Here is a 5,568-nt window from a genome sequence, read left to right as displayed (position 1 = left end):
ATAGTATCGTTGCATTTGTACCTCAATCTCACCAGGGTAAGTTTGCATCATCTATCAGTTCATCCATCTACCCCTCTAGTGTATAGCTATCATTGGCAGTATTACACCTTATTTAATCCACGATCCTAAGTGGTTTGATCATCATTTTTCTCCTTTAATCAAAGTCAGGTCTTATGCTCGTTTGAGTCGTCGTCAATCTGCGACTCCTGATATTCCTCGTCCTCGTTATGTACCGGATAGTAATAATGAAGAAGGTCGCACATTTGGGGTGGTTTTAGATACTTCTGGTTCAATGGATAGGGAGTTATTAGGAAAGGCATTAGGAGCGATCGCCAGTTATAGTATTTCCCATGATGTTTCTTTGGTGCGGGTTGTTTTCTGTGATGCTTTTGCTTATGATCAAGGTTATTTAACACCAGAATCTCTAGCAGATAGAGTTCAAGTCAAGGGTAGAGGTGGTACTGTTTTACAGCCCGGTATTGATTTATTGACAACAGCCGAGGATTTCCCGAAAAATGGACCGTTGCTAATTATTACTGATGGCTATTGCGATAATTTACATATTCGTCGAGAACACGCTTTTTTAATTCCTGTAGGTTGCCGATTACCTTTTATTCCTAAAGGTCAGGTTTTCAGGATTAAGTAAAGTAAAAACCAGCAAAATTAAAGTCCCAACTTTTGCCTTACTACTTCATCTTTATCTTTAAAGCCTATCAGCACAGCCGTTCCATCTTTGAGGAAAAGGGGGCGTTTGAGCAGCATTGCATCTTTGCTAAATGCCTCAATCCATTGCTCATCTATCCAATTCTTCTTGTCATCACCTAAAGCCCGGTAGGATTGACCAGAAGTATTTCGCATAGCCGCAGAACCCAAAGACGTCACCCAATTTTGAACCATCTCACGAGTTGGGGGAGTTTCTTTGGTGTTAATGAACTCATAGTCAATACCATTTTCTTGAAGCCACTTGAAAGCTTTTTTGCAAGTTCCGCAGTTCGGTATTCCGTAGATTTGGATAGACATAAAAAAGATTAATAAGTTTGAAGTAGATATTTTAGCTTAAATTAATTAGTAATTCGTAATTAAACAGCAGAAGCCTAGTATGTTAATTTTGTGTGTTTTGGAGGGATTGTCTCGAAAATTATGGGTGTTACCGTAGTTTACACCGAAAGTTACTGGAACATTTAATATTCTCCATTTAATCTTTTATTTTATCGTCTTTTAATTGGGTTTGAGCCAATTTTCTACTTTTAAATTAGGAACGCGGGAAAATTCACGAACATTGGCAGTAACGAGAGTTAGATTTAATGTCAAAGCATGGGCAGCAATTAATAAGTCATTACCTCCAATCAGTTTACCTTGCTGTTCTAAATCAGTGCGAATTTCTGCATAATGTTGTTCTGGATTGATGAATCAGGGGTAGTATTTCTATGCTATCCAAGATAATTTCCAGTTTTTCTATGAGCTTTTGGGAGTTCTGCAAGGGTAATTTGTGTCATGGTGGGTTCTAGGGTTAGGGAATAATAACTTTGGCGTACATCTATTTTACCTGTGACGGCATTGGTAATTAGAGAGGTGCGATATTTATTTTTTTAACAAAAGACATTCCTGACGCTTGCAGGGAAAATGCACGCCTAATAGAATCAGCCGTAAATCGCTGTGTGTTCCCAAATTCTAATTTGACAATATCTCCTCTATTCGGAAAATAAGAATTAACTACCAATGCTCACTCCCCACAGCGTTTTCAGTTTCAAATTCAGGGTGAAATTTATCAGAAGTCATACCCAAGAGCAACTCATCAAGCGTATATTTTTTTTGTGGTGTAATCACAATACTGTTACCTTCCACACTAAAATTTATCGCTATCCCTTCTCTTAAATTATACAACCGCATAATCCGTATATTGCCGCATTTCCGGAGCTTGAAACCCTAACACAATATCTTCCTTTGCCACCCCCAGATCCACAAGTTCTTGGGCTACTCTCATTTCCGTCATATTTTGCTCAATCCAAATCTTTCCCTGCTTAATATCCAAATGTAAAACACAACCATATACCCGTCGATGGCCATCCCATCCCACATTCATGACCTGGTAATGATCTTGTTTGAGATCAAAAACAGTGTAGCAATCTATCGACCCATTAGCGATGGGGATAGCAGCATAATCTGTCAACAACGACTGAATTATATGCCGATAAGACTCTATGGTATCCATTGTACAATTACCTCTTCAATCGGGTCATAAATAATTTGTTTAATTTGATATCTTTCTAATGAAATTTGGGCAAATTCCCGCTTAAAAAAAGTTTCATAAGCAACCACAGGCACAGCTAAATAGAGAATACGAGTTGGATCACTGATTTCTAAGGCCAGCCGATAATTCAAAAACTGTCCTAACGCAGCATGGTAATCGGTCAGTGGTGAATCACTCAAAAAAGTTTTAATCTCAACTGCAATTTTTTCTTGGTCTCGCTCTGCTGCTAATAGTTGCTGGGCACCTAAATCAATTTCAAACTTTGTTCCGCCTACTTCCAGTCGCAGGGGGTCATCGGTTATCTGCCACTGCTCCTTTTCCAAAGCAATTCTAACCACAGCATGAAATCTATCTTTAGCTGCCATCGTTATCTTTCTCTAATTTACTTGCAATTATAGAACAATTGAAATCAAGAGTGCGCTTCACCCCATCACACGGCGGGCGTAAACCAACTATGCAATTATGCAATCTGTGATCACCAGAAGAGGCAGAGGGGCTTTCTAGCAAGGGGAGCAAGCCCCTCTGCTGTTGCGTGGTTGCGTGGAGATCCGCGAAATATGGGTACGTAGCCCCTCCAGGACGCTTGAACTGGGGCGGAGTCCAAGCTCCCCCTGCCTCTTTTGACCGTAACTGCACGCACCAAAAGCCATCTAGTGCGTTAACCAAATATTCCCAACCAGCGACCGCCAAGTTAGACATGAAGTTCCCTGCACATCTACTTAAAGGATAGAATAAAATAAAAGCTTCCTGAAAGTTCCCTTCCAGGAAGCTAGATGTTAGTTGTCATGTGATGGTTATTTCCCAGATGGATATCACTAATGTTGAGGTTAGCCCAGTAGAAATTCTCCCTCCCTCCGCCAGTAAAGTTGTATCTCGTGATACTTCTGCATCTGTTACCGCCGAATTAGTAGAGGAGGTGATTCGCCAATATTATTACCGCACACCTGCTGTAGCAAATGATGAGGAGTTGATTTTGGCTTGGGCAGGGTCACAGAACCGGGAACAAACTAAGCGAAAATACTATCGCTTTGGTCAAAAATTACTCGCTTGGTTGGAAAAACAAGGTGTACGGGATTTGAGATTAGTTCAGCCACCAAAGTTACTGGAATTTATTGCTAGTTGGGGTGAGGTTTCCCCTTATACTAAATCTAACCAGGTTTTAATGTTGCGATCGCTCTGGAGTTATGGTCATGGGGAGAATGTTGGCTATTTTTTACGGAATATTGCCAGTACCATAAATTACGATAATTTCAGTGACTTACCGAAGGCAGAGCGTTATTTAGAAGATTGGGAGATGGCGCAGTTGGCTGATGTTGCCCAGCGGTTGGGGGAGCAGTACTGGCTGGTTTTTTCTTTGCTTTTTTATAGTGGAATGCGGGTAGGTGAAGTGGGTCGGGTGACGGTTCCTGGTGATAAACCGGGTCAGCCGAAGGAAGATTATCCGGGTTTATATTGGCACAACTTTAAATGGCAACCCGACCCGATACCGTCAGATAGGTATCGGGGGTATTACACAATTAAGTTTCGGGGCAAGGGGGGGAAGTACCGGGAGATAGGTTTGGACCACCAGACTTCGCTGATCTTTAAGAAGTACCGGGGGATGGCAGGTGAAAAGATGCCAGTGTTTCCGAATCTGTCACCTGACCCGAAAAAACGGGGGTTGCCGTTGAGTGACCGGGCAATTAAAAAGTTGATTCAGGATATATCTGAGGTGGCCAAGGTGAAGTTTTCTTGCCACTGGTTACGCCATTCTCACGCGTCGCGGGCGGTGGATAGTAAATCACTGTTTGAGGTGCAAGACCAGTTGGGGCATAGTAAGAGTGATACGACTAAGACCTATGTTCGTTCTAAAAAGGATGCGGGAACGGGGACTGTGTTGCCCAGGTTTTGAGAAGAAATGTGATCCATGGGTCACAAAATAGTGTTTTACAGGTATTAAAACGTTTGGGGATGGAGGCGATAGCGTTCAGCGCAACCTAGTAGTCTGTCAATTTTGATTTTGTGCGTTACCGATTTCCAGAATTATTGTGGAACAGTCAATAGGGAGCAACGCGATTTTGTGAGATCGGATTTTCTGTGTCAATTACCAGAGATTATTGTCAATAAACAGAGGTCGAAGTTCCATGTTTTTGGCTTTTCTAAGTAGCGATCGCCGTCTGAACATCCGCCTGCTCCCTTGCCTCTTTTTAAATCTATCCCATATCATTTCGGCAGACTTCACAAAGTCCGTCTTCAAGGTCTTTGCTATCTGCAAGACAGCCATAGCATAACTCAAAGCGATCTGTAAAATTCTCTAAAATTTCTCCACTATTACAATCATATTTTCGACACGCAGTGTTAGTAATATTTCTAACAAGAGATTGGGTTTTCTCTTTACCTAACCAACCAAAAATCTGTTCTTGTTCCATTAACTCCAAGATTTCGTTAAGCATATAACTACCAGAATGATTAGACATTTTTTCTCCTATAAATCCATTAATTGAGATTGAGATATTTTAAAAGATTGACGTAATTCAGCTAGTTCATTTCTTCTTTTAATTTAGCTATTTGATTGGCAAGTTTTGCTGTTCTGTCTAAGGGGGAAATCTTTAGTAAGTTTACTAAACTTTTGATTTACTGTCATATCCAACTTCCCAATTTACGCTATCTATAATCTTAACTAAAAACAGTTGATTTGATTTATACTATGATTTACTAATTAGTTTTGTAGGTTATTGAGGCGCGGCGATACTACTTTAAACTAAAATTTAGTTAGAGTACCCGGATTTATCACCAAAATTCTCAAACCCTTATAAAATCTGGATTCTGGAGTTTCACACTACATCAAAAATCAACCCCGTAAAAAATGCCTGAAACCGATTCTCTATCCGGGTTATACAACTTGCGATTACATTATTCGTGAGAAATACGGGAGCAAAGGTTTCAGGCTTAATAGCTTTTTCTGTACAGTTGAGCCTAAAATTTCGTCAGGAGAAATATCAAAATGGTTCAGTCTATTGCGGCCAAGGATGTGACGCTACGGGAATTAAAGCAAAATTTTGGCATTCAAATCGTTCAAGATGCTACTTTTTTTCCTGAGTGGTTGGATGGGCTTGAGGCTTTGAACAAAGAAGAGCAACATTTATTAGATCGGGTGAAGGCTAATTTTTTAGAATTGATGGATGATCCGCCAATGCTAGAAAATACGGTAAAGATGGTGGTACTTGCGCCCTTGTTAGATTTAGCTGGTTTTTATCATAAACCGTTTAGGATTGAAACAGAAACGGGTGTGGCTTTAGAAATGGAGGATGAAGGAACGATTATTCGGGGGCGGATTG

At 40.6% G+C, this 5,568-nt stretch carries 8 protein-coding genes and 1 pseudogene; 3 read left to right on the top strand and 6 right to left on the bottom strand.

The features are described from left to right. The first annotated feature begins 181 nt into the window (after nt 1-181). Nucleotides 182-646 carry a VWA-like domain-containing protein gene (locus IQ228_RS19855; RefSeq protein ID WP_228043969.1) on the top strand — a complete coding sequence of 155 codons (465 nt, stop codon included), beginning with the start codon at nt 182-184 and terminating at the stop codon, nt 644-646. A gap of 17 nt (nt 647-663) precedes the next feature. On the opposite strand, the gene IQ228_RS19850 is transcribed toward IQ228_RS19855, so the two are convergent. From IQ228_RS19850 to IQ228_RS19835, 5 genes are all read right to left on the bottom strand, one after another. Beyond that, nucleotides 664-1,020 (bottom strand): Spx/MgsR family RNA polymerase-binding regulatory protein, encoded by a 357-nt coding sequence (locus IQ228_RS19850; RefSeq protein ID WP_193964089.1) that lies wholly within the window; start codon nt 1,018-1,020, stop codon nt 664-666. Nucleotides 1,021-1,218: 198 nt separating this feature from the next. Continuing rightward, the gene (locus IQ228_RS27470; protein ID WP_370566914.1) at nt 1,219-1,347 is read right to left on the bottom strand and encodes a hypothetical protein; all 129 of its coding nucleotides are present in this window, start codon (nt 1,345-1,347) and stop codon (nt 1,219-1,221) included. A 366-nt stretch (nt 1,348-1,713) separates the two neighbouring features. After that, the gene (locus tag IQ228_RS19845; RefSeq protein ID WP_228043968.1) at nt 1,714-1,884 is read right to left on the bottom strand and encodes a hypothetical protein; all 171 of its coding nucleotides are present in this window, start codon (nt 1,882-1,884) and stop codon (nt 1,714-1,716) included. Continuing rightward, the gene (locus IQ228_RS19840) at nt 1,877-2,212 is read right to left on the bottom strand and encodes a XisI protein (RefSeq protein WP_193964086.1); all 336 of its coding nucleotides are present in this window, start codon (nt 2,210-2,212) and stop codon (nt 1,877-1,879) included. The genes IQ228_RS19845 and IQ228_RS19840 overlap by 8 nt, the downstream gene beginning before the upstream one ends. Continuing rightward, the gene (locus tag IQ228_RS19835; protein WP_193964084.1) at nt 2,200-2,616 is read right to left on the bottom strand and encodes a XisH family protein; all 417 of its coding nucleotides are present in this window, start codon (nt 2,614-2,616) and stop codon (nt 2,200-2,202) included. The genes IQ228_RS19840 and IQ228_RS19835 overlap by 13 nt, the downstream gene beginning before the upstream one ends. A 440-nt stretch (nt 2,617-3,056) precedes the next feature. Here IQ228_RS19835 and IQ228_RS19830 point away from each other — a divergent pair, with 440 nt between their 5' ends. Further along, entirely contained in the window at nt 3,057-4,142 is a 1,086-nt protein-coding gene (locus IQ228_RS19830) for a site-specific integrase (protein WP_193964082.1), read from the top strand. Between the two features lie 301 nt (nt 4,143-4,443). On the opposite strand, the gene IQ228_RS19825 is transcribed toward IQ228_RS19830, so the two are convergent. Next, nucleotides 4,444-4,707 (bottom strand): hypothetical protein, encoded by a 264-nt coding sequence (locus tag IQ228_RS19825; protein WP_190384310.1) that lies wholly within the window; start codon nt 4,705-4,707, stop codon nt 4,444-4,446. 527 nt (nt 4,708-5,234) lie between these two features. On the opposite strand from IQ228_RS19825, the pseudogene IQ228_RS19820 reads away from it, so the two are divergent. Continuing rightward, nucleotides 5,235-5,568, top strand: a pseudogene (locus IQ228_RS19820) (restriction endonuclease subunit R); the annotation flags it as partial.

It is taken from the genome of Dolichospermum sp. LEGE 00246, assembly GCF_015207865.1.
Taxonomy (GTDB): Bacteria; Cyanobacteriota; Cyanobacteriia; order Cyanobacteriales; family Nostocaceae; genus Dolichospermum; species Dolichospermum heterosporum.
This window is presented reverse-complemented; position numbering and strand designations above follow the sequence as displayed.

Coding starts and splice junctions, on each gene's coding strand:
- IQ228_RS19850 (WP_193964089.1), bottom strand. CDS start 1,020: ATGTCTATCCAAATCTACGGAATACCGAACTGCGGAACTTGCAAAAAA.
- IQ228_RS19840 (WP_193964086.1), bottom strand. CDS start 2,212: ATGGATACCATAGAGTCTTATCGGCATATAATTCAGTCGTTGTTGACA.
- IQ228_RS19835 (WP_193964084.1), bottom strand. CDS start 2,616: ATGGCAGCTAAAGATAGATTTCATGCTGTGGTTAGAATTGCTTTGGAA.
- IQ228_RS19830 (WP_193964082.1), top strand. CDS start 3,057: ATGGATATCACTAATGTTGAGGTTAGCCCAGTAGAAATTCTCCCTCCC.
- IQ228_RS19825 (WP_190384310.1), bottom strand. CDS start 4,707: ATGTCTAATCATTCTGGTAGTTATATGCTTAACGAAATCTTGGAGTTA.